The organism is Aquisalimonas sp. (genome assembly GCF_007120195.1).
Classification (GTDB): Bacteria; Pseudomonadota; Gammaproteobacteria; order Nitrococcales; family Aquisalimonadaceae; genus Aquisalimonas.
The window spans coordinates 1-22,435 of sequence record NZ_SKOG01000018.1 but is presented as its reverse complement, the minus strand read 5'-3'; the positions used below and the strand labels follow the sequence as shown (position 1 = coordinate 22,435).

Below are 22,435 nucleotides of genomic sequence, written 5' to 3'. Positions count from 1 at the left end.
CGGCTCTTCCTCCGGCGGCTCTTCCTCCGGCGGTCCTTCCTCCGGCGGTGTCTCCTCCTCGGGTGACGCTTCCTCCGATGGTGCCACCTGCGGCGGTGCTTCCTCGGGCGGCGCTTGGCCGGGCGGACCCCGACCGGGAGGGACTTGCCCGGGCAGCTCTAGGCCGGGAAACCCCTGTCCAGGCGGTCCGGGCGGCCCTCCCTCCTGAGCGCTGGCAGCAACAGGCATTGCACAGGCCACGGCAATCAGGGCGGCACTGAAATGCCGTCCCAGCGGAGTCGTCTCTTCCGGCTTCGACCTCCCGACAGCGCCCGCGGCCCGGGACTGAGTCCAAGTAACCCACTCTGACAAAGCGAACCCCTTGTTGTTGTACTGGCGCGTCACCCGACTCTCCAAGCGACGCGGCGAAACCGGAGGGCCGAGGCAGTCACGCTCTACTCGCCCCCAAGAGCCAACCTGACTGGACGACCCGCCGGTGATCCTCTGTTAAGCCTATGTCCTCCGCGAGAAACCGCAAGTAGAAAGCCAGGTGCCCGCGTAGCCGGAGCTTGGCGACAATTTCCGAGGGGTAACCGGCATCATGCGCCCAGCCTGTCGGGCAACCGGTAGCGTACACTCCGAAGGCGGCCCGAAACTTCGTCACTCTATGCGCTCCAAAGCTGCTTATCTGACTGAACTTGAATCAGGGGTATACTGGGGCGTTCATAGACCATGGGGTTTCTATTGCCCTCCCCCGCGGGAAACAAGGCGCTCAGTATGCATCACCAAAATACAGGGTTTGAACAATGTGCCGGAGGGCACGCGACAGCACTGGATGACATTCTCGTCACCGCTGAACTTGCAAAGCGCCCGCAACGTGAGCCGAACTTCGAGGCCGAAAACCGGGCGCTGGTCGCACTGGCCGGTCAATGGGCCAGCGAGCCAGAGACCATCCTTCACGCACTGGTCGAGGCGGCGATTGAGTTGTGTGGTGCGGGCACTGCGGGGATCAGCTTACTCGAGCAAAGCGCAGACGGCGACGAGCTATTCCGTTGGGCCGCCCTGGCGGGGGTGCACGAGGCCCATGTCTTCGGCACAACCCCGCGGCGTTTCAGCCCCTGCGGCACCTGCATTGACCGCGATGCCCCGCAGCTCTATGCGCATCCTGCGCGGTATTTCACCTATTTCGAGCCGCTTGATCCGCCGATCATCGAAGGGCTGGTGATCCCATTCTATGCAGACGGGCAAGCGGCGGGCACCATATGGATCGTATCCCACGACACGCAACGCCAGTTCGATCTTGAAGACGTGCGCATCATGACCAGCCTGGCGCAGTTTACCGCCGCGTCCTGGCAGGTCTCCTCGGCGCGGCGTGCCGCCGAGACGAATGCCCGGCGGGCCCGGCAGGCGGAGCACGCCCTGCGAATCAATGAACAACGGTGCCGGATCGCACTCACTCATTCCCCTCTCATGGTGTTTAACCAGGACACCGACCTACGTTACACATGGATCTACAATAGCATTTGGGAGTTTCCCCCAAACAAGGCACTGGGTCAGCAAGACAAGGAAGTATTGGAGCATTGGGATGATATCCAGGTGCTCGACTCCATCAAACGCAAGGTGCTGGAAACAGGCGTAGGCAGCCGGCGAGAAGTCCGGATCCATCATAGTGGCAGCGATCACTTTTATGACCTAACCATCGAGCCGCTGCGGGATGACGGCGAGCGGATCGTGGGGATAACGGCTGCGGCCTTTGATATCACCGCCCGCGTGCGCGCGGAGGAACAAGCGCAACAACACCTGGTCAAGCTTGCCCATATGGCGCGCCTCAACCTGGCAACCGAAATGGCCTCCGGACTGGCCCATGAACTCAATCAGCCCCTGGCCGCCATAATCAATTACTCTGATGCCTGCCTCGTATCGCTGCGCTCAGGCAAGATTGATCCCGATGTGCTGATCAAGACCCTCGAAGAAGTGACAAGTCTGGGACTGCGGGCCGGCGAGATCATCCATCACTTGAGAAAACTGGTGCGCAAGGAAGAAATCCACCACTGTGCCGTTGCGATCAACGCACTGATCGAGGAGGTGGTTCGCCTCGGCGAGATCGAGGCCCGACAGCATCGGGTTCAGGTCCAGTTGAATCTGGCCCCCGCATTGCCGACGGTTTACGTCGCCAACATCCAGATCCAACAGGTTGTCTTGAATCTGATGCGAAACAGCATTGAGGCAATGAGTGACACCATGGGTGGAGCACGCGAGCTGACAATACAGACGGTGGCGGCCGAAGACAACGCCGTCGAGGTTATGGTCTCTGACACGGGACCTGGACTTTCCGCGGACGCACTGGACAGGGTGTTTTATCCCTACTTCACGACCAAGTCCTCGGGTATGGGCCTCGGCCTGTCAATCAGCAAATCGATCATCGAGGCACACGGCGGACGCCTTTGGGCCACAACCAATCCTGATCAGGGGGCAACCTTTCACTTCACACTGCCGGCCAGCCAATCGCAATAACACTATAAAGAGCGGCAAAACAAGCGATCGCACCGCATCGAGCACGGCGTAGGACGCCCACTTCGCCCGACCCCGACCGGGTGGGCACCTCGTCCGCCTACATCGCATGCTCGTGGTGGCCGCGGTGCCAGGTCAGCCGCATGACCGCGTTGCAAGAGCAGCCAAACAAGAAGAGCCAGATACAGCCCCCCATTGGAGCAAGCCTTGAACGTCAGGATACGATAGCTCGCCTGGCAATGGGTCGATCAGCAACTCCGGGGGAATGGCTACTGTGTTTAAGGCACATGCCGAAATCAGCCCATTGTCATGCCGCCGTCGCGAAGGGACGCAGCCGCTGCAGCAGCAGCGGCAGCAGCGTGAGGTTGCTCAGCAGCGCGAAGATCATCGACACACCCGTGAGCAGACCGAAGTAGATAGTCGGCATGAAGTTCGACAGTGTCAAAATCGAAAAGCCGGCGACCACGATCACGGTGGTGTAGAACATCGCCCGGCCCACGCTGGTGTGCGAGGCGTGCATGGCGCGCGCGTAGTCCGCCCCGCCGGCGACTTCCTTGGAAAAACGGTCGGTGTAGTGGATGGTGTCGTGCACACCGATGCCGATGGTGATCGCCGCGATCGTCATCGTCATGATGTCCAACGGAATGCCCACCCAGCCCATCAGACCAAGGACCGAGACAGCGGCCACAAGTGTCGGCAGCGGACCGATCACCGCCATCTTGAGCGAGCGAAACAGCAAACCGAACATCACCATCATCGCAGCGAACACCACGGACATGGTGGTGTACTGCGAGTTCAGCAGGCTCTGCATCACGCCGTTATAGAGCACCAGCATGCCGCTGAGGTTGACTTGCTCGGGCGCCAGCTCGAAACGCTCCGTCAGCTCCGTGCGTATCTGGCGCAGCAGAGCATCGCGCTCCAGGTTGGGATCCGAGTCGATAACCCGGATGTCGAAGCGCATTTGGTGGCCGTCGTCCGACATGTACGGCTCGAACAGGATCTCACGCAGATCATCGGGCAGGCGGTTATACATGATCGCCAGGGAGAGGTCATCCAGAGGCTCCCCCTCGTTGAGATGCGTCATCAACTGCATGCTGGTGGCCACCGAGAGAATCTTTCCGGTCTCGGGCAGTCCATCCAGGTACGCGCGGATCCCTTCCAGCGTCTCCAGCTGGAAACTGGTGAACCAGTATCCGCCCATGGGGCCGTTCTGTTCCTGCTCGTCATAATCCAAATAGAGGTCGTCAAGGTCGTCGTCCCAATCGTCGTCCCAATCGTCGTCCCAGTCGTCGTCCTCGTCTTCGTAAGCAAGGAACTCGTCGCTTGCGTCCAGCACCACGTCCAGCGGCGTGGTGCCGCCGAGCTCACGGTCGATCAGTGCCATGCCTTGGTGGATTTCGGTGCTCGACTTGAAGTAGTCGATGAAGCGGTTCTCGACGGTCAGCTGGCTGACGCCGGTAACCCCGGCCACCGCAACGGCGACAAACACCCCACCGACCGCCAGTCCGCGCCGCTCCGTCAGCCGGCCCAGACCGTTGATGATGTGGGCGGTGACATCCGCGCGCGGGCGCGGCACGGGACCGGTTGAGAACGGCGCCAGCAGCGCCGGAAAGAGCACGAAAGTCAAGACGAACGCAAAGATCACCGCGCACACCATCATGAGACCGAAGTCCATGATCGGGCGGATCTCGGCGAATAGCATCGAGCCAAATGCCACCACCGTGGTGATCGCGGTATAGAACGACGGCTTGAACTTGCTTTCCACCGTGCCGCGCATCAGGTGGACGGCCGACGCCTGCGGGTCGATCATGTGCAGCTCGCGGTGGCGCACGACCAGGTGCACGATCAACGACAGCGTGAGGATTAGCACCAGCGAGATGAAGTTGGACGACACCACGGTGACCGGCCACGCCATGAAGCCGAGAAAGCCGACCATGCCCAGAGCGACGCCGGCGCAGACCACCGATGGCACCAGTACCCAGCGCAGCTGACGAAACGCGATCGCCAGCAGGGCGACGATGAACAGCGCAACCCCGATGCCAAAGGTGCGTATATCGCCGCGCACGAAGTCGATCATGTCCACCGCGATCATCGGCACACCACCGAGGTGGATTCGCGCGTCATCGCGATGACCCGCGAGTATTGAGCGGATCTCGGCGATGTCGTCGGCGAGCTGAGCTTGCTGCTCGGCGTTAGCCCGGGCGTAAGCCTCGGTCACCTCGGCGAGCTCTTCCGCCTCGTCGGCCTCCAGGCGCCGCTCTGCCTGCAGTGCACGCAATTCGTCACGCCGGGTGAGCAGAGCGTGGGCCTCGTCGTCACGGGCGAGCGCCACCAGCAACGCGGTGGTGTCGGCGTCGCTGTTCATCAGCAGATCGCGGTACAGGGGGCTAGTGCGAAACTCCTCGCGCGCGAGCTCGGGGTCGGTATCCTCGTCGGCGAGTGTGCGCACACCGCGCTGCACCTCGGAGAACGTCACGCGGGGGCTGTCGAGCAGCGGCACGTCCAATATGCTCCTCACCGATTCCACCCGTTCCACTGCCGCCAGCTCGTCGCGAAGGACCATCAACCGGGACAGCGTTGCGTCGCCGAACAGCTCGCCTTCCGGCGCATAGGCAACGATCAGGTAATCGTCAGAGCCATAGCGCGCGCGCAGCTCGCGGTAGTAGCGCATCTCCTCGCTGTCTTCCAGCACGAGCGACTCAGCCGAGGCGTCGAGGTGAAAGTGGTGCAGCTGCGTGGCCGCGCCCAGCAGCAGCAGCGCGACGACCCCGATGGCCACCCACGGGCGCTCCAGGGTGCACCAGTAATACGTGGCGATGAGTGATGAGAACATTGGCAACGCGTCCGTGGTTGAACTAAAGGCTGTGCCCGACCAATGCTCCCGGGGCAATCGGAGCAACCCCGGATGACGTGGCTAGGTAGCGGCTCTTGGTGTTGACAATCCATTCACGCCGGCACGGTAGGGCACAAGTAGCCCAGTGTCGAGTGCCGCCGGCGGCCAGGAACGCAGCCCCCTGGCCTGCCGACCACCCCCGAACGCGTCCTGTGGAATCGCTCGGGCTCCAGCAACACCTGGTTGTTGCTCCCTGCGCCGTGCCCTGCCGACGCCTTGACCAGACTTGCAGAGAGCTATACTGACCGAAGTCGCAGTCAGTCTGCCACCCTCATCGACCCATACCGTCTAGACTATCGGCATTGAGGGAAGGTCGTCTGACTCAAGTCCAAGAATCAGCAGTGAATGGGGAGAAAACGATGAGCGGTGATGCAAAAAGCGGCGGCCCAAGGCGGCCGGCGAGCGGTGAGCATTTGCAACCGCCTACGCGCCGTCAAGGGCAGCCGGAGACCCGCTCAAATCAGCATGCCCAACTGGCGCCCGCCGCCGGCGCGCTGACGCTGCCCACCAAACCGATGGTGGTGGAGGAGGAGGATATTATTCGTGACCCCCTCCTGGCATCGGTTCACGTCCTCTGGCGGGCTAATCCGCTCTCGGACCTGCTGCCCATCAACTGGGTGCACATCACCCGCTCGCTACAGGTCCTCGGCACGCATTCGTTAAACGATCCGGCCGAGTCCACCAGGACCATCACCGAGTTTAACTGGCGGACTGCCGCGGCGGCGACGGAGGTCTGGACCGCCTGGCTGGCACAGTACTCGGGCTTGCCCGAACCGGAGCCCCAGTACCAGACCCAACCTGCCAGTGGGGATAAGCGCTTCGATGCCCCCGAGTGGCAGCATAACCCCGTTTATCGGATGATCGAGCAAATGTATTTGCTCACCTCCGACTACCTCCAGCGCCAGGTCGACGGCGCGGCGGAACTCGACCCGGACGAGCAGCAGCGCCTTGCCTTTCACGTGGGGCAGTTCATCGACGCCCTCAGCCCCACCAACTTTCCGGCGACCAACCCTGTCGCGGTACGCCGGCTGCTGGAGACCGGGGGGACAAGTGTGGCGGAGGGCGTTCGCAATTTACTGGCTGATCTGCAGCAGGGGCAGGTCAGCATGACCGATACCAGGGCGTTCCAGCCAGGGGAAAACCTGGCCATCACGCCGGGAAAGGTGGTGTACCGCAATCGCCTCATCGAGCTGATCCAGTACACGCCCCAGACTGAACAGACCTACGCCGTGCCGCTCATGTTCGTGCCGCCGTGGATCAACAAGTACTACATCCTGGATATGCAGCCCAAGAACAGTTTCGTCCGCTACCTGGTGGAACAGGGCATTACCGTTTTCATGATCAGCTGGAAGAACCCGGATGCCTCGATGGAGGACATCGCCTTCGAGGACTACATGGCCGAGGGTCCACTGGCGGCTTCCGAGGTGGTGCGGGAGATTACTGGTAGTGAAACGGTCAATCCGGTGGGCTACTGCATCGGCGGCACGCTCCTTGCCATGACCCTTGCCTATCTCGCGGCCCAGAAGGATACGCGCTTTGGTGCAACGACCTTCATGGTGAGCCTGCAGGACTTTTCCGACGTCGGTGAGACCGGCGCATTCATCGATGAACCCCAGGTGGACTATATCGAACGGCAGATGCTTGAGCGCGGCTACCTGGACAGCCAGCATATCAGCAGCATGTTCAATTTGTTGCGATCCAACGACCTGATCTGGAACAACGTCGTCAACAATTACCTGCTCGGCCAGCAGCCACCCGCATTTGACCTGCTGTACTGGAACAATGACGGCACCCGCATGGCTCCTGCCGCGCACGGCTTTTATCTGCGCAACACCTACCTGGAAAACAACCTGATCGAACCCGACAAGGTGGCGCTGAAGGGTCAACCCATCAATCTCAAGCGCATCACTCAGGATCTGTATGCGGTCGGTGCCGAGAAGGACCATATCGTGCCCTGGTACTCGGCCTGGCGCATCACCCAGCTCACCCAGGGGCGTACGCGATTCGTACTGGCTTCCAGCGGCCACATTGCCGGGATCATCAATCCCCCAAGCAAAGGCAAGGGGGTCTTTTGGGTCAATGAGGCTGCTGCACCGCCGAGCGACGCCGATACGTGGCTCAAGCAGGCAACCCGTTACGAAGGCAGCTGGTGGACAGACTGGATCAATTGGCTTGCAGACCGCTCCGGGGAGAAGGTTCCCGCCGTGGCGGTGGGCAGCAGAAAACATCCACCCCTCTGCGACGCACCGGGAACCTATGTGCTTGAGAAATAGATCGCTGAATCCCGCCCTGCCTTGCCGTGGTGGTGTCGCGATTGGGTGGATGACTGATACCAAGCGCCCCGACCAAGGCGCAATGAGCGTTCAGCGGCACCCCTGGAGCGAGATTGCCAAGACTCGGTTGCATGGCACCCCGTACAATTAAGTCGATGGCTCGCGGATACGCTCTACCCACTTGGCTGAAATGGGTCTACCTGGGATTCGTCGCCGTGCTCGTGCCAACGTATGCGTGGTGGTACGGGCTGGCGAACTTCCTGTGGTTTTCCAATGTCGCGCTGCTGCTCGGGCTGCTGGGCGTGTGGCTTGAGAACCGGCGCCTACTCAGCACGCAGCTGATTTCCACACTGGTGCCGGAGACGGTGTGGATCGTCGGCTTCGTGGGCGGTTTGCTGCGGGGTGGGCACCCGCCGCTGGGCGTCACGGCATACATGTTCGACGCCGAGATCCCGCTGTTCATCCGCACCCTGTCGCTCTACCACCTCGTGCTCCCTTGGCTACTGCTGTGGCTAGTCTGGCGCCTGGGCTACGACCGCCAGGCATTGTGGTACTGGATTCCCGCCGGCTGGGCGATTCTGCTGGTGACGTACTTCGCCTCGTCGCCGGAGCGAAATATCAACTTCGTCTTCGGCCCCGGCTACGAGGTGCAGGACGTAATCCCCGCGTGGGCGTGGTTGCTGGTGTTATTCATTTGCGTCGCGTTGCTATGGGGCGCGACGCATCTACTCATTCTAAAGGCGTTGGCGTGGCTGCGGCGTCGGGCCGTTTGAGATTGAGCGCCACGGTCTCATCTGCAATTACTGCAAATAGTGTCCTGTCCCGCAAATAACGTTACGATTGTCGCGGCCCTGACGACCCCTGGCGGCGTTGCGCCTCCTCACCGTAGTCCCCGCTGCGCCTCGTCGGCGCGCCTTGCCAGGAACCGTCAGGATCCACGCCAATTTTCGCAACTTATTTACGGGACAGAACACTAGTCGCGTCGCTGAATGCCCGCGAGTGCTTCGGTGAGTTCGGCGGCGCGGAAGGGTTTGCTCAGGGTGGGGTGATGGCAATAGGGTGCGGGCAGGGCACCGGCATCATAACCGGTGGTGAGGACGATCGGGATGTTGTTGGCCGCCAGTCGCTCGACCACGGGTGCCGCCCACTCGCCGCGCAGATTCACATCAAGCAGCGCACCATCAAAGCCACCGCGCTCGACCACGTGCAGGGCCTTGTCGATGGAGGCCACAGGGCCCACCGGCTGGAAGCCGAGGCTGTCCAGCAGTTTCGCCAATCCCATGGCGACCACCGGCTCGTCCTCAATGACGAGGATCCGCACGCGCTCGGCGTCAGCGGATGCGCTCATAGCGGATAAATCCTTGACGACAAGGGAAGCTCCAGGTGACAGCGCACGCCCCCAGATTGAAAATCAAGCACGACCTCGGCGTCGAACTCCAAGGCAAACGACTGTTCAATCAACTCCATGCCAAAACCGCGCACGACAGGCTCTTTCACGGGCGGACCGCCGTGCTCGCTCCAGTCGATGCAGACCGCGGCTTGCGGCTCCCCGACGAGAGCCCACTGCAACTCGAGGAAGCCACCGTCGACGGCGAGCGCCCCATATTTCGCGGCGTTGGTGGTCAGCTCGTGGAAGGCGAGGTGAATCGAGATAGCCGCGTCGGGCGACAGCGCGATGTTGGGACCTGCCAAACGCACCTGCTCTGTACCGTATGCGCCCAGAGTGAGCGCGACGACCTCGTGCAAGGAAGCCGTCTGCCACTGACTTCGGGTGAGCAGATCGTGACCCCTTGCCAGGGCGGCAATCCGACCCTCAAAGGCCTCGGAGAAGTGCTCCAGTGTCTCGGCGGAGTGCAGCGTCTGGGCGGCGATCGATTGCACCAAAGCCAGCGTATTCTTGACCCGGTGGTCGAGTTCCGCAAGCAGCAAGCGCTGGCGCTCTTCCACGGCTTTGCGCTCGCCGATATCAATGTTCATGCCCACCCACTTGCGGATGGACCCATCCGGGTTGCGTAACGGTGCCGCACGGGTGTTCGTCCAGCGCCAGCCCCCGCTGGCGGAGCGAAGGCGAAATTCGGTGTCCAACGAACGCCCTTCCCGTACGGCGCGTTGCCAGTTCTTCTTCGCCTCCACCCGGTCCTCCGGGTGGACGGCATTCACCCAACCCAAACCAAGCAGCTCCGCTGCCGTCTGGCCGGTAAACGCCCGCCAGGTTCCGGAGTCCTCGATAGCTTCACCCGCCGCGTCCGCCTCCCATACCGCCTGGGCCATCGCCTCGACAAGCACGCGGAAGCGCTCTTCGCTCTCGTACAAGGCGCGCTCGGCGCGGACCCGGGCGGTCGTCTCGGCGGCGATATTGAATACCCCGCAGACGTTGCCGTCGCCGTCGCGAATCGGGTTTAGGCTAAAAGTGAAGTAGCTCTCCTTGGGCCACCCGTCCCTGTTCATACGTAAAAGCTGGTTTCTGGCGCAGCACGCCTCGCCGGTGGTGATGACCTTGTCAAACATGGGGCCGACGGTGTCCCAGATCTCCGCGAAGACAACGCGGGCCGGCTGACCCAGTGCTGACGGGTGCTTGTCGCCGATCAGCGTGCCCCAGACATCGTTGTAGAGAACAATCAGCTCGCGTCCCCAATAAATGGCGATGGGCGAGACCGACTCGAGGCACACCTGAACGATCGAGCGCAAGGGCTGCGGCCAGCCTGCAATCGGACCCAAGGGGGTTTGCGACCAATCACGGGCGCGAATACGCTCAGCCATCTCGCCACCATTGGCGATGAAGGTTGGCGCCTCGTCCACGGCCTTCTCTTGCGGCCCTCGAGGCGAATTCAAGGCTGCTCACCCCCTACGCTGCGACGCCATCCAGAAAACACGCGCGCGCCATGCATACGTTAACCTTAGCAGCGACCGGCACCCGGTCAACGCAGGCGTAATCAGTGCCCAGCCGGTGGTGTGATCATTTCTGGTGCTCTGCTGCTCAACCCCCGGGAAGCGCCTTGCTCAAATAGCAAGTCGCCGTAGCTCCATATAAGGGTTCCCATTAGGACTACGCCCGTCACCACACGTGCAGCAACGGCAACAGTGCAAACCAGACGATATAGCTGAGCGCCACCGCCATGAGGCCGTCGATGCGGGTCGGGGGCGCGCCCTCTTGCCAGTGGCGATAAATCAGCACCCCAAGCAGGAGCGCATGGGGCAACGCCACGGCGAGTAACCCGTCGAAGGTCCCGTGCAGCACGGGCCGATCCTTGAGCAACAGGACCAGTACAGCGGCCAGCGCCGCCAGCCCAGCGGCTAGCAGCAGTGCCCGCGGCGCGCCCAAACGCACTGCCAGGGTCGCCTTGCCGGCCTGCCGGTCCGCCTCCAGGTCAGGGATTCCCGAGAGGATGATCGCGGGCAATACCGCGACGAACAACGGCGCGCTGACCAGCCACGGGAAGGGGTCCACCCAGGCACCCCCCTGCAGTAGGTAGCCGAGCATGATGACCACCAGGCTGTGGGTCAGTGCGACATCTATTTCCCCCAGCCCGCGCCATGCGAATTTAAGCGGCGGCGCCGTATACCCCAGGCCCAATACCATTGTTGCCGTCAATGCAACCACGACTGCCACGCTGTGCGCGCCGTCGAGCAGGACTCCGGCACAAGCGAGCGCCGCCATCATGCTGGCCACGATCCCCACCCCCAGCTCGCGGCCGCTTAGTTCGCCATTGACCAGCACGCGCGAGCCGCCGTTGAAGGGACCGAAGTGAATGTTGCGCCGGTCGCTCTCGAAGTCGAACCACTCGTTGGTGAACACCGTGGCCGCCTCGATAAAGAACAGCACTGCATACCCCAGCCAGTACGCCACCGGATCCCAGGTGCCCGTGAACGTCGCAGCACCCAGCGCGCCGAGCGTGTAAGCGCCCCAGGTCATCGGATAGAACTGCAGGCGCAGCGCCTTGAGCCACGCACCCAGTTTACGGGCGCTCCGGTCTGCGGGGCTGCGCGCCCCCTGGCCGAGCGAGAATCCAAGCGCGCGCGCACGCTCCAGCCAGGCGCTGCGACGCGCCGGGTCGGACTCCCGCACCGGGCCCAGGGCCAGGACGCGGGTCGTCTCGATGCCGCAGAAGCCGAGTGTGGAGCGCCGCATGGCGTTGTGGCCGGGGGCGCGGTAGATAAAGCGATAGACCCACGGGGGCATATCCAGGGTCGTGATCAGGTGGGCGGTCCTGCCGCCGAGCAGCCCTTCGAGCTGACCGTCGGTGCGTTCGTGGAACGCAAATCCGGGCAACAGCACGCGATCGAGAAAGCCCTTGAGGCGGGCCGGGCCCACGCCCCACCAGCCGGGATAGACAAAAGTGAGGTGGTCGGCCCAGGCAACAAGGCTGCGCGCGCGCTCCAGATCGGGCTCGAACAGCTGGTCGCGCGGGGAGACCGTATGCACGTCGAAGTCGAAATCCAGCGCACTGAGGTCCAGCTCCTGCACGTCCATCCCCGCCGCGCGGGCCCCTTGCGCATAGGCGGCGGCCAACGCGCTGCACAGCGCAGGGTTGCGCGGGTGACCAAGAATGATAAGCACTTTCACCATGCCCTCCTCGTAATCTGCATAACTCAGGACGCGAGTGTCCTGTAACCGGACAATTGCCAGACATCTGATCGAGAAGGCAGGATCTACGCGATTCTGCAAACATTCACAACCGCTTGTGCCGTACCGGCCTGCCCGTCGGCCCCCGGCAAGGCCGCTGTCGCGAGGAATTCCGCCGGTGGAAATGAGCCTGCTGCTCAACGCGCTAATTTTTCTGGTCGCCGCCGTCGTGCTGGTGCCTGTTTTCAAGCGGCTGGGACTGGGGGAGGTTTTGGGGTATCTGGCAGCGGGCGTGCTTATCGGCCCATCGATGCTGGCGCTCGTCCCCGCCCCCGAGGACGTGTTGCAGTTCGCTCAAGTGGGCATTGTCTTCCTGTTGTTCGTCATCGGGTTGGAGCTCAAGCCCTCGCGCCTCAAGGCCATGCGCAAACCGGTATTCGGCTTCGGCGGCCTGCAAGTGCTTGTGACAACGGTCGCGCTGGCCGGGCTTGCCTGGATTCTGGGGCTCGCCCCGATGGCGGCGATCATCGTCGGCTTCAGCCTGGCCCTTTGCTCCACGCCGCTGGTACTGCAGCTTCTCGCCGAGCGCCGGGAGCTGAGCATGCGGCATGGACGCAAGGCCTTCGCCCTGCTTTTGTTCCAGGATCTGGCGGCGATACCCGCCATCGCGATTATTCCGATCCTGGCGGTCGGGTCGCTACTCACCGAGCAGCCGGGCCGTCTGGCGTTGGAGGTGCTCACCGCGGTGGGCGCATTCGTGGCCTTGATCGTGGGCGGCCACTATCTGTTGCGCCCACTGTTTCGACTGGCCGCAGGCGCGGGGAGCCGCGAGGTGTTCGCCGGCGCCGCCCTGACGGTGGTGATCGGCTCCGCACTGTTGATGGATGTCGCCGGGCTGTCCATGGCACTTGGCGCTTTCATTGCCGGCGTGTTGCTGGCGGATTCCGAATACCGGCACACCATCGAGGCCGATATCGAGCCTTTCCGCGGCCTGCTGCTGGGGCTTTTCTTCATGGCCGTCGGCATGGCGGCCCAGGTGGGGCTGCTACTCGAGGTGCCCCTGACGATCCTCGGTCTCACCGCCGGCCTGGTGATCATCAAGGCGCTGACGATCCTGCTGGCTGCCCGACTCTACGGCTTGCCATGGCGTGAGGCGACGGATCTTGGGGTGCTCTTGGCCCAGGGCGGCGAGTTCGGCTTCGTATTGCTCACTGCCGCCGTTGGCGCACAGGTACTCGAGCAGCCGCTGGTCGATCGACTCATCCTGGTCGTCTCCCTCTCAATGGCGGCGACGCCGGTGCTCTTTTTGCTCTCGGCGCGCTGGCTGCGGCCACGTTTCGGAAAACCCGCGACGGCCCGCCCCTTCGATGTCCCGGAGGAGCGGTCACCGAAGGTGGTCGTGGTCGGCTTTGGGCGCTTTGGCCAGATCGTCGGGCGCGTGCTGCGCGGGCTCACAATTCCGTATACGGTGCTGGATATCAACCCGGAGCAGGTGGATTTCGTCCGCCGTTATGGCAACCCGGCCTACTATGGCGACGCCGGCCGGAGCGACATACTCCAGGCAGCTGGCACCGGGGATGCCCGGGTGCTAGTGCTCTGCATCGGTGACGTGGAGGCCTCCATGCGGGTCGCCGAGCTGGTGCGCCGAGACTACCCGGGCCTGCGGATCCTGGCCCGGGCCCACGACCGTCACCATGCCCACCTGCTGATGCGCGCCGGTGTGCACCGGCTGGTCCGCGAGATGTTTTTCTCCAGCCTGGCGCTGACCCGCGATCTACTGATCGATCTCGGATTATCCCGCAGCGAGGCGGAGCGCGCGGTGGAGACGTTTCGCCGCCACGACGAGGCGACACTGCGGTCTCAGCTCGCGGTATTTGGCGACGAACACCAGATCATGCAGACCACACAAGAGGCGGCAGACGAACTGCAAACGCTCTATCAGGCAGACGCCGAGACCCGCGGCAAGTAGCGGCGCTGCTTTTGGGGATACCTCCCGAGGCTACTCGTCAAGCAGGCAACGCAGGTCGATCGCGATGCGCAGCCCGGCGGGCGTGGCGGTGTTGTTGAACACGCACCAGGTGTCGCGGCCCTTCCCACGCAAACGCGCGGCAAGCCGGAAGCCGCGCCGCATAACGCGCCAGATGTGTCGCTTCGCGGGGAAACTCAGACTGCAATGCCTTCGGCAATCTGCCAGCCTGCACAGCCAACGCGGCTCATGGCACCTCGGTGTTTCTCTCTCAGGCTGTGTGCTATAGCCGGAACACACGGACCCGCCGACGCGGCACACTAGCCCCTGACGGCAAGCGCAGACTATTGTGGGCGATACCCCTGAACGGATCGCGGGCAACCGGCACCGTTCGCTGCGGCTCCGGACGTAACGCCAAAAGCCGTTCGATGCGCTCCCGGGTATCCGGATGGGTCCGCAGCCAGCGCGGTACCGGCAAGCTCTGACCCCGCGGGAGGAAAATAGCCTCAAGCCAGGTGCCGTTGGCGCGCTCCAGTTTCACCAGCGCCTGGGCAAGCCCCTCCGGATCTCCAGTCAATCGCGCCGCCTCGAGATCCGCAGTGAACTCCTGGTTGCGCGAGAGTGTGAGCTGGAGCAATGTGCTCGCCGTTGGCGCGACCACGAGCGCCAGCAGCGCCAGCCACGGCATCTCCAGCTCGCTGCGCATGGCTTGAGGCAGCAGCGCCAGCACGAATAGCTGCCCGACAAACGCCAGCCAGGTTGTCAGGTCGGTAATCAGGGATGCCAGAGACATGACCCAGGTGTCGTTGTGCCGCAGGTGGCTGACCTCGTGGGCAAGCACGCCGGCGAGCGCGCGCATCGGCAACGCGCGCAGCAACCCGTCCGTCATGGCAATCGCGCCGTTGTTCCGATTGCCCACGGCAAAGGCGTTCAATGCCGTGGAGGGCACATACCACAGGGACGGCCGCGCCTCGATCCCGGCGCGCCTGTAGAGCTCCTCAAGGAGCCGGTAGATCTCTGGCGCCGCCGCGCGCGGGAGCACCTGGGCGCCGGAGCGATGAAGCAGCAGTCGCGGCTGCATGCGGGGCCCGACCAGCATAACAACAGTAACCAACACCACTGCGGCCAGGACTCCGCCCCAGCCGCCGATGATCCACCCCAGCAGCCCAAGCAGCAATAGCAAGCCCAGTAGCAGCAAGCCGGCGCGCAGAAGGTTGCGCAGCTTGTGACGGATGACGCGGTCATGATCCAGATTCATCGCTTCAACCGACGCTCGCGAAAGTCCCGAAACGACGCTGTAAGTATGCGCGTACACATGGCCCGGAGTCTTGCCCCCTGAGCCACGCGCAGACAGGCCTCATCGCATTACTATGATGGTGCCTTCCCCGATTTTCACCTCCGCGAAGAACCACCAAGTGGTGGCCGCCCTGAACGACTCGGCGGCCATTAGCACCGGAGTCTCGCCGTGCCCTCCTATGGCGCTGGGGAAAATACCCGATTGCCATGCCTCAGCGCGGTGCCGAGCCCGGCGGAGAAACGCCTCACCGACCAGGTCTAATGACAAACCGGAAAACGCGGCGATTGGGACCATGAGACTGATCATCGCCCTTGGGCCTTCCCAGCCCGCGGCTCTGGCGGCACAGTGCGTCAGAGTGCCTGATACGCGGAACCCCAACCCATGAACGAGAGGTTCTACCTGGGAGTGGACGGCGGCGGCACTGCCTGCCGCGCCCGCATTTACGACTGTCGCGCCCGGCCGCTAGGCGAAGGGCGGGCGCAGGGTGCCAGTGTGCGCCTGGGTGTTCAGACGGCCTGGCGGCAAATCCTGCAGGCGACGCATGGTGCGCTCCGCACAGCCGGGCTCGACAGGGAAATACTGGCGCGAACGCGCGCCGGTCTTGGTTTGGCGGGGGCCGTCGATCCGGAGGAGTGGCTGCGCGTAGCCGCCTACCCCCATCCATTTGCCGGGGTGGAAGTTGTCAGTGACGCCCATACCGCGGTGCTGGGCGCCTTCGCCGGTGACGACGGCGGCGTACTGATCATCGGAACCGGTTCCTGTGGCATGGCCCTTGTGGAAGGTCGATTCCACCGCGTAGGCGGCTGGGGGTTTCCGGTCTCCGATCACGCGAGCGGCGCCTGGTTGGGCTTGCGCGCGCTGCGGGCAGCGCTATTGTGCCAGGAGGGGCTGCGGCCACCCTCGGCTCTCTGCGATCGGATCCTGCGGCCCTTCGACCATTGCAGCCCGGCTGTAATGCGGTGGCAATACACGGCGCAACCCCGTGATTATGCCCGCTTTGCCCAGGAGGTCTTCGCGGCGGCCGATGAGGGGGACACCCGGGCAAAGCAGTTGCTGGAGCAGGCGGCGAGCGAAGCTGCCATGCTGGCTGAAGGCGTGTTCGCGCTTGGCGCGCCGCGCTTGTGCGTGCTCGGTGGCGTCGGTCGGGCACTCATATCGTGGCTGCCGGTGGCCACCCGGCGCGCACTGGTCACGCCGCGCGGCGATGCCATGGACGGTGCCCGCCTGTTGGTTCAGGAACCGAATCGGGTGCCCAGCCCATGAAGGCACTGGTGAACGGCCGGGTTTTCGACGGAGAGCGACTTCGGGAAGACGTGACAGTGCTGATCGACGGCGAACGTATCGTCGCGCTGCATGACGCCGGCGCACCCCTGCCGGCCGGGGCCGAGCGCACCGATTTGGCAGGCCATCTGCTTGCACCGGGCTTCATCGACGTTCAGGTCAACGGCGGCGGGGGTGTGCTATTTAACGACCTCCCGACGCCGGCCGGCGTACAGGCCATCGCGGCAAGCCACCGCCGCCATGGCACCACGGGTCTGCTCGTGACGTTGATCACCGATCAGCCGGCGGTGATGGAGGCGGCCTTGGGCACCGTCACCGAGGCGCGCAGGCAAGGGCTTCCCGGACTGCTCGGCATCCACCTGGAAGGGCCGTACCTGAATCCGGCGCGCAGGGGGGTGCATCCGGCAGACCGAATTCGCACACCGGAACCTGACGCTCTGGAGCGACTCGCCGGGCATGCTGACACCGGTATTACGCTGGTGACACTGGCACCGGAACAGGTGTGCGAGGGGTTCATCGCCGATCTGACCGCCCGAGGGGTCTTCGTCGCCGCCGGACACACGGCGGCCTCGTTCAACGCCATCCAACGGGCCCTGACCGAGGGTCTGCGCGGTTTCACGCACCTGTTCAACGCCATGCCCCCACTCGGCAGCCGTGAGCCCGGCGTCGTTGGCGCAGCCCTCGCCGACGGCACGAGCTGGTGTAGCGTCATCGTCGATGGCATCCATGTGCATCCCGCATGTCTGCGCGTTGCCCTATCGGCCAAACCCCGGGGCCGGTTGCTGCTGATCACAGACGCCATGCCCACCGTCGGCACAAGCAACACGCACTTTGCGCTGCTGGGCGAGCCCGTGGAGCGCCGCGGGGGTCACCTCACCACCCGCGATGGCACGCTGGCAGGCGCGCACCTGACCATGGATCAGGCCGTGCGCAATGCCCGAGACTTGCTGAATGTCCCGCTGACCGAGGCACTCCGCATGGCCTCCCTATACCCCGCGCAATTTCTGCAGCTTGATCATGAGCTGGGCAGTATCCAGCCAGGCTACCGGGCGGATTTGGTGCTGCTGGATGCGGAGCTGCGGGTGCAGCGCACATGGATCGGCGGGCGATAGTCCCCCGGTAGCATGTCAGGTGCCAGGATGCCAGCGTCCAACGACCGCCAGCTCAGGGCGGCCAACGGACGGTGACGGTTTCCGCCTGGAGGTGACAGGTCAGTGCTTTCTCGTGTGCCCTCACCGCATCGGGGAAGCGCAGAGGAGCGCTATCCTCATGGGCGAGAAAGTGCCATTGGAGGCCGCCATCCGATCGTACGGGCAGCCAGACCAGATAGCCACCCAAGCCATCAGTGTTGGGCCAGATCTGCGCACTCCCCACCAGGCCTTCCGAAATCAGCTGCCTGGCCCGGCTTGGCTCTACCGCCACCGAGCGCGCGAGGACGGTGCTGTCGCCATTTTGCTGGCTCCACGGGGACCGCACCAAGTTGGACGACACTGCTTGCATCCACTTAACTCCTGCCTCACCGGTGCTTAGCTGATGGACTGCGTCACTGCGCCGTTTCCGCAAACATACCCATTAACAAGATATCGGAGATCAAGGCGTCCTCTCCCTGGGCACTCAGGGCGAGATGGGCACTGAGGCGCAGGACCTTGGTCTGATCCAGAGCCATGAGGGAGCACAATAGTTCCCGATCGACCAGTGCTTCAAAGCCAACAACATCTCCCGCCATGTAGATCCGCATGGTTTGTGCATTGCCGTCCTCATCCGGCAAATAACTCATGAGCACGCCGGCGACAACCATATAAGGAGCAGCGATTCGGTCACCCGCGTAGCAAAGGTGCTCCCCCTTTTGCAGGATCCGAGCCTTACAGGCCGGCCCCGAACCAGCAAAGCGACGTGTGCTAGCCGGTGTGCCACCAGGATGCCCTGGCTGTTGGAACGGGAGCACTTTTCCACTCATCTGGTTACTCTGCGTGGTGGCGACGATGCGACCAGCACTGGGCCGATGAGTCTCCAAAATAATCCAAGAATCCTCATAGGGAATCAGGGATATCCCCGAGCGGACTAACGGGTATCCCGATATCAGCCCCGTTTCTTTCCACGGCGATGCCCGACGGTGCTGGCTTGAACGCAACACCCGGGAGTCGGTAGCAAACGATGAACTCAGCCCCGGCACCGGGGTCCGGCGCGCCTTGCGTACCGGCGGGAGCGCACGGGTACCGGAGTGACTGCGATCGCGAGACAGTCACCAACCGCACGGCCGGCACCTACGTGGCGACCTTCCGCACGGTTGGGGGCAAGGTTGCTCAGTGGATTACCGTCACCGGACAGTGGGCGTGGTGGACGACCTTATTGGTAACGCTACCCACCAGCAACTCGCGGACTTCCGAATGTCCACGGGTTCCCATGACGATCATCGCCTCCGGGTGCGATTGCGCGTACTCCAGGATGCCGTTGGCGGGGTCGCCCGAGAGCATGACCTCCTGGGCAGAAACGCCGGCGGGCACCAGCTGGTGAGCTGCCGGAAAGATCCGTGAACCCTCCTCTTCGCGTGCATGCCTCAGCTCTCCCTCCGCCTTGGCCTTGGCGATGGACGGGTAATGCAACAAGTCCATGAGCTCAGCCGAGCCAACGGGAAAGACATGGAGCAAGTGCACCTCAAGTTGCGCGACCTGGGCCAACGCAGCCGCATGCCGCAATGCGCGAAAGCCGTTCTCGGATCCGTCCAGGGGCACAATTACTTTTTCGTACTGTTGCAGCGCCATGGCCACCTCCATTCCAGCGACGAGTTACAGCTACTTCTTCGGATTGCCCGGAATGCGCGGCAATGCCAGTAACCGCTGTGCGAGAGTATGGCCAATGATGGGGCGTAGCGCCTGCCCCGTCGCCTTTCCCCGGCATCTAACCACAACTATGCGTCGTTTACTGGCACTGCTATACCTTACTACCATAGACGAGGAATTGCGCCTGAATATGGGCTAGAATCCTGACACCACCTCGACAGGTCGTCTTGCTATGTCGAATCTCCAGTGCCCGGGCATCCCCTCAACCGGAGCCGAGCTTTTTCAGCCGCTGATCACGAGTGAGGTGGAGGGCTTGCTGCCGTTGCTCGACCGCCTCCCGGTCGGTGCCTACATGTGCGATGCCGACGGGCTCATCACCTACTACAACCAACTTGCCGTGGAACTCTGGGGACGCGCTCCGAAGCTTAACGATCCAGAGGACCGATACTGCGGTTCCTTTCGCCTGTCTTCGTTTGATGGCGCCCCGATTCGCCACGAGCGGTGCTGGATGGCCCTTGCGTTGCGTGATCAGGCCGCATACAACGGCCGGGAGATCCTGGTGGAGCGCCCCGATGGCGAACGCCGCATGGCCTTGGCCCACGCGAATCCGGTATTCGATGGCAACGGCGCGCTGCGCGGGGCCGTCAATATGTTGACGGATATCACTGAGCAGAAACGCAAGGAATCGGAATGGCGGACCATGCAGACCGCGTTTGCCCATCTGGGCCGGCTATCCCTGGCCGGCGAAATGGCGGCAGGCCTGGCCCATGAGCTGAATCAACCATTGGCGGCAATCGTCAACTACAGCGTCGCGTGTCAGAACCAGGTGCGCGATGACACAAACCTGCCAGACGATCTTGTAGCAAAGCTGGAGCGGATTTCCGAACAGGGGCTGCGAGCAGGTGAGATCATACGCCGCTTGCGCGCTTTCACCAGGCGGGAATCGATCAACACCGGTTCCATGGACCTTCTGGCGACCATCCGTCAGGCAGTGGACTTCATGGAGCACGAGCTTCGCACGGCGGGCGTGCAGCTCGTGCTTGACGACATTCTCCGGATGCCGCCGGTGAAGGCCGACCCTGTGCAGATCCAGCAGGTGCTGCTCAACCTGATGCGCAATAGCGTCGAAGCCATGCTGGAATGCCCGACAGAGAACCGGGTTCTGACCATCCGCTTCCCACAGCGCTTGGACGGGCATGTCGAGCTGTCTGTGGAAGACACCGGGCCAGGCCTGAATCCGGCCGTCACCGAGCGGTTGTTCTACCCGTTCATGACCACAAAACCGGAGGGAATGGGCCTCGGGCTGGTCATCAGCAAGTCGATCATTGAGGCGCATAACGGTCAACTCTGGGCGAGCCTCGATAACAGCCAAGGGGCGCGATTCCATTTCACTCTGCCGGTCACGGCCTAACCTCCTCCCCTGATTGCGCCCGGTGCGCAATCGGCACCCTCAGTAACCGGCTTCCTGAGAGGGACGCTGATGATTCCGTTGGACGCAATAGAGGAACCCGTGCGAGCCATGGAGCTGACCTTGGCAACTCCAGCGTTACTCTTCCCTGCTATTTCCCTACTGTTGCTCGCCTTTACCAACCGTTTCCTGGCGCTTGCAACACTCATACGGGATTTGCAGGCGCGCTACCAGGACACCCATGAACAGGCGGTGATGCAACAGATCGAGAATCTGCGCCGGCGGGTAGTGCTGATTCGCAACATGCAGGTGCTCGGAGTAACGAGCCTGTTCCTGTGCGTGTTTTGCATGCTTGTGCTCCTGGCTGGCTGGGTCATCCCGGCGCAGGGGCTGTTCGTGGTGAGCCTCATGCTCATGATGCTCTCCCTTGCGCTGTCCGTGCGCGAAATCCAGATCTCCGTGGACGCGCTGAATATCCAGCTCAGTGGCATTGCAGACGGCAGAGCAGAGGGGTCACAGCGTGCGGGAGATGAAGACCGGGGGCCGCCGCCCGCGCCTTGAGCGAGCGCTGCCGTCCGGCCTCGTACCCCGCAATCCAGCGTGTGCCGCATTTTGGCACACGCCGCGCGCACCCACCATGCGGCCGCCTCCCGCAAAGCCACAGCCTGCGATCAGCAAGGCGGCCTCCTCGACGGTATCCAAGCCCAAGCTCCTCGCCAAACGCGCGTACGCGGTATCATCGGCGATCGAAAGGGAGGGAGGCATGGCTAAGCTGCTGATGAACCTGCGCGGCGTCCCGGAGGACGAGGCCAACGAGGTCCGAGAGTTGTTGCGCGAACACGCCGTGGACTTCTACGAGACGCCGCCCAACCGCTGGGGGCTCAGCATGGGGGCGATCTGGCTGCGGGATGAGGCCGACTACGAGCGCGTTCGCCGCCTTCTCGACACCTACCAGAGACAACGTGCCGAACGCGCCCGCACCGAGTTCGCCGAGCAGCAGCGTACAGGCACACAAGAGACATTTATCAGCATGTTCCTTCGCGACCCGGTACGCAACGTCCTGTACGTATGCCTGGTCGTTGTTATTCTGTATTTCTCGATCAAGCCCTTTATGACGCTGATGTAAATCCCCCACCGTCTTGCCGCGAGCCAGCCGCCACTGCCGCGGTGGGTACGTGGTGAAGTCCTGCCATGGCACCGGGCCTGATCGAAGGGCATAGCCATTAGCGCTAGCGTAATGCACCGTCAAACAAACCGCGCCAAAGGCGCACAGGCGCAGCTTGAGTTGCGCGCCTGCGGCGCCATGTCATAGACGGCGGATTACGCTACGCTAATCCGCCCTACGGGTATGGCGTGCAGCCATGCCATGGCACTGCGACCGATCAAAGGGCGTAGGGTGCCATTAGCGACAGCGTAATGCACCGTTAGACAAACCGCGCCGAGGGCGCACGAGCCCAGCATGCGTTGCGCGCCTGCGGCGCTG

The 22,435-nt window shown here is 63.2% G+C and carries 18 protein-coding genes and 1 pseudogene; 9 read left to right on the top strand and 10 right to left on the bottom strand.

All coding sequences use genetic code 11. The features are described from left to right. Nucleotides 1–384 (bottom strand): annotated as a pseudogene (locus QZT63_RS02215) (hypothetical protein); the annotation flags it as partial. 372 nt (nt 385–756) lie between these two features. Between QZT63_RS02215 and QZT63_RS02210 the strand changes: the two are divergent. Further along, the gene (locus QZT63_RS02210) at nt 757–2,493 is read left to right on the top strand and encodes an ATP-binding protein (protein ID WP_290648198.1); all 1,737 of its coding nucleotides are present in this window, start codon (nt 757–759) and stop codon (nt 2,491–2,493) included. A 304-nt stretch (nt 2,494–2,797) separates the two neighbouring features. Here QZT63_RS02210 and QZT63_RS02205 read toward each other — a convergent pair whose 3' ends face one another. Then, on the bottom strand, nt 2,798–5,323 hold the full coding sequence (locus QZT63_RS02205; RefSeq protein WP_290648196.1) for an MMPL family transporter: 2,526 nt from the start codon (nt 5,321–5,323) through the stop codon (nt 2,798–2,800). Between the two features lie 419 nt (nt 5,324–5,742). Here QZT63_RS02205 and phaC point away from each other — a divergent pair, with 419 nt between their 5' ends. Next, on the top strand, nt 5,743–7,656 hold the full coding sequence (gene phaC / locus QZT63_RS02200; protein WP_290648194.1) for a class I poly(R)-hydroxyalkanoic acid synthase: 1,914 nt from the start codon (nt 5,743–5,745) through the stop codon (nt 7,654–7,656). 131 nt (nt 7,657–7,787) lie between these two features. After that, entirely contained in the window at nt 7,788–8,429 is a 642-nt protein-coding gene (locus QZT63_RS02195) for a hypothetical protein (protein ID WP_290648193.1), read from the top strand. A gap of 200 nt (nt 8,430–8,629) precedes the next feature. Here QZT63_RS02195 and QZT63_RS02190 read toward each other — a convergent pair whose 3' ends face one another. The 3 genes from QZT63_RS02190 to QZT63_RS02180 form a co-directional block, all read right to left on the bottom strand. Then, nucleotides 8,630–9,004: a response regulator gene (locus tag QZT63_RS02190; protein WP_290648191.1), complete on the bottom strand. Its 375-nt coding sequence runs from the start codon at nt 9,002–9,004 to the stop codon at nt 8,630–8,632. After that, the gene (locus QZT63_RS02185; protein ID WP_290648189.1) at nt 9,001–10,455 is read right to left on the bottom strand and encodes an HWE histidine kinase domain-containing protein; all 1,455 of its coding nucleotides are present in this window, start codon (nt 10,453–10,455) and stop codon (nt 9,001–9,003) included. Before QZT63_RS02185 ends, QZT63_RS02190 begins: the two co-directional genes overlap by 4 nt. 256 nt (nt 10,456–10,711) lie before the next feature. Further along, nucleotides 10,712–12,220: an NAD(P)H-dependent oxidoreductase gene (locus tag QZT63_RS02180; protein WP_290648202.1), complete on the bottom strand. Its 1,509-nt coding sequence runs from the start codon at nt 12,218–12,220 to the stop codon at nt 10,712–10,714. Nucleotides 12,221–12,404: 184 nt separating this feature from the next. On the opposite strand from QZT63_RS02180, the gene QZT63_RS02175 reads away from it, so the two are divergent. Next, nucleotides 12,405–14,189 carry a monovalent cation:proton antiporter-2 (CPA2) family protein gene (locus QZT63_RS02175; RefSeq protein WP_290648200.1) on the top strand — a complete coding sequence of 595 codons (1,785 nt, stop codon included), beginning with the start codon at nt 12,405–12,407 and terminating at the stop codon, nt 14,187–14,189. A 30-nt stretch (nt 14,190–14,219) separates the two neighbouring features. Here QZT63_RS02175 and QZT63_RS02170 read toward each other — a convergent pair whose 3' ends face one another. Together QZT63_RS02170 and QZT63_RS02165 are read right to left on the bottom strand one after the other, a co-directional pair. Beyond that, nucleotides 14,220–14,351 (bottom strand): hypothetical protein, encoded by a 132-nt coding sequence (locus QZT63_RS02170; protein ID WP_290648188.1) that lies wholly within the window; start codon nt 14,349–14,351, stop codon nt 14,220–14,222. Between the two features lie 118 nt (nt 14,352–14,469). Further along, on the bottom strand, nt 14,470–15,444 hold the full coding sequence (locus QZT63_RS02165; RefSeq protein ID WP_290648186.1) for a zinc metalloprotease HtpX: 975 nt from the start codon (nt 15,442–15,444) through the stop codon (nt 14,470–14,472). A 420-nt stretch (nt 15,445–15,864) separates the two neighbouring features. Between QZT63_RS02165 and QZT63_RS02160 the strand changes: the two genes are divergently transcribed. Together QZT63_RS02160 and nagA are read left to right on the top strand one after the other, a co-directional pair. Continuing rightward, a complete protein-coding gene (locus tag QZT63_RS02160) occupies nt 15,865–16,746 on the top strand; it encodes a BadF/BadG/BcrA/BcrD ATPase family protein (RefSeq protein ID WP_290648184.1) in 882 nt (293 codons plus the stop codon). Beyond that, entirely contained in the window at nt 16,743–17,876 is a 1,134-nt protein-coding gene (gene nagA, locus QZT63_RS02155) for an N-acetylglucosamine-6-phosphate deacetylase (RefSeq protein ID WP_290648182.1), read from the top strand. Before QZT63_RS02160 ends, nagA begins: the two co-directional genes overlap by 4 nt. A 52-nt stretch (nt 17,877–17,928) precedes the next feature. On the opposite strand, the gene QZT63_RS02150 is transcribed toward nagA, so the two are convergent. The 3 genes from QZT63_RS02150 to QZT63_RS02140 all read right to left on the bottom strand — a co-directional run bounded on the left by QZT63_RS02150 (nt 17,929) and on the right by QZT63_RS02140 (nt 19,526). Beyond that, complete coding sequence (locus QZT63_RS02150; RefSeq protein WP_290648181.1) at nt 17,929–18,264, bottom strand: hypothetical protein; 336 nt, start codon at nt 18,262–18,264, stop codon at nt 17,929–17,931. Between the two features lie 43 nt (nt 18,265–18,307). Next, the gene (locus tag QZT63_RS02145) at nt 18,308–18,721 is read right to left on the bottom strand and encodes a cyclic nucleotide-binding domain-containing protein (protein WP_290648179.1); all 414 of its coding nucleotides are present in this window, start codon (nt 18,719–18,721) and stop codon (nt 18,308–18,310) included. 346 nt (nt 18,722–19,067) lie between these two features. Continuing rightward, nucleotides 19,068–19,526 carry a universal stress protein gene (locus tag QZT63_RS02140; protein WP_290648178.1) on the bottom strand — a complete coding sequence of 153 codons (459 nt, stop codon included), beginning with the start codon at nt 19,524–19,526 and terminating at the stop codon, nt 19,068–19,070. Nucleotides 19,527–19,776: 250 nt separating this feature from the next. Between QZT63_RS02140 and QZT63_RS02135 the strand changes: the two genes are divergently transcribed. The 3 genes from QZT63_RS02135 to QZT63_RS02125 all read left to right on the top strand — a co-directional run bounded on the left by QZT63_RS02135 (nt 19,777) and on the right by QZT63_RS02125 (nt 22,078). Continuing rightward, nucleotides 19,777–20,955, top strand: coding sequence for an ATP-binding protein (locus QZT63_RS02135; protein ID WP_290648176.1), 1,179 nt, complete (start codon nt 19,777–19,779; stop codon nt 20,953–20,955). 69 nt (nt 20,956–21,024) lie between these two features. Beyond that, a complete protein-coding gene (locus QZT63_RS02130) occupies nt 21,025–21,513 on the top strand; it encodes a DUF2721 domain-containing protein (protein ID WP_290648175.1) in 489 nt (162 codons plus the stop codon). 202 nt (nt 21,514–21,715) lie between these two features. Further along, nucleotides 21,716–22,078, top strand: a complete 363-nt coding sequence (locus tag QZT63_RS02125) for a DUF6164 family protein (RefSeq protein ID WP_290648173.1) — start codon at nt 21,716–21,718, stop codon at nt 22,076–22,078. Nucleotides 22,079–22,435 lie beyond the last annotated feature (357 nt).

Bases quoted from the DNA above. Each gene is read 5' to 3' on its own strand.
- QZT63_RS02135 (WP_290648176.1), top strand. From the start codon at position 19,777: ATGTCGAATCTCCAGTGCCCGGGCATCCCCTCAACCGGAGCCGAGCTT.
- QZT63_RS02145 (WP_290648179.1), bottom strand. From the start codon at position 18,721: ATGAGTGGAAAAGTGCTCCCGTTCCAACAGCCAGGGCATCCTGGTGGC.
- QZT63_RS02165 (WP_290648186.1), bottom strand. From the start codon at position 15,444: ATGAATCTGGATCATGACCGCGTCATCCGTCACAAGCTGCGCAACCTT.
- QZT63_RS02150 (WP_290648181.1), bottom strand. From the start codon at position 18,264: ATGCAAGCAGTGTCGTCCAACTTGGTGCGGTCCCCGTGGAGCCAGCAA.
- QZT63_RS02210 (WP_290648198.1), top strand. From the start codon at position 757: ATGCATCACCAAAATACAGGGTTTGAACAATGTGCCGGAGGGCACGCG.
- QZT63_RS02160 (WP_290648184.1), top strand. From the start codon at position 15,865: ATGAACGAGAGGTTCTACCTGGGAGTGGACGGCGGCGGCACTGCCTGC.
- nagA (WP_290648182.1), top strand. From the start codon at position 16,743: ATGAAGGCACTGGTGAACGGCCGGGTTTTCGACGGAGAGCGACTTCGG.
- QZT63_RS02130 (WP_290648175.1), top strand. From the start codon at position 21,025: ATGATTCCGTTGGACGCAATAGAGGAACCCGTGCGAGCCATGGAGCTG.
- QZT63_RS02170 (WP_290648188.1), bottom strand. From the start codon at position 14,351: ATGCGGCGCGGCTTCCGGCTTGCCGCGCGTTTGCGTGGGAAGGGCCGC.
- phaC (WP_290648194.1), top strand. From the start codon at position 5,743: ATGAGCGGTGATGCAAAAAGCGGCGGCCCAAGGCGGCCGGCGAGCGGT.
- QZT63_RS02195 (WP_290648193.1), top strand. From the start codon at position 7,788: ATGGCACCCCGTACAATTAAGTCGATGGCTCGCGGATACGCTCTACCC.
- QZT63_RS02175 (WP_290648200.1), top strand. From the start codon at position 12,405: ATGAGCCTGCTGCTCAACGCGCTAATTTTTCTGGTCGCCGCCGTCGTG.
- QZT63_RS02140 (WP_290648178.1), bottom strand. From the start codon at position 19,526: ATGGCGCTGCAACAGTACGAAAAAGTAATTGTGCCCCTGGACGGATCC.
- QZT63_RS02125 (WP_290648173.1), top strand. From the start codon at position 21,716: ATGGCTAAGCTGCTGATGAACCTGCGCGGCGTCCCGGAGGACGAGGCC.
- QZT63_RS02190 (WP_290648191.1), bottom strand. From the start codon at position 9,004: ATGAGCGCATCCGCTGACGCCGAGCGCGTGCGGATCCTCGTCATTGAG.
- QZT63_RS02205 (WP_290648196.1), bottom strand. From the start codon at position 5,323: ATGTTCTCATCACTCATCGCCACGTATTACTGGTGCACCCTGGAGCGC.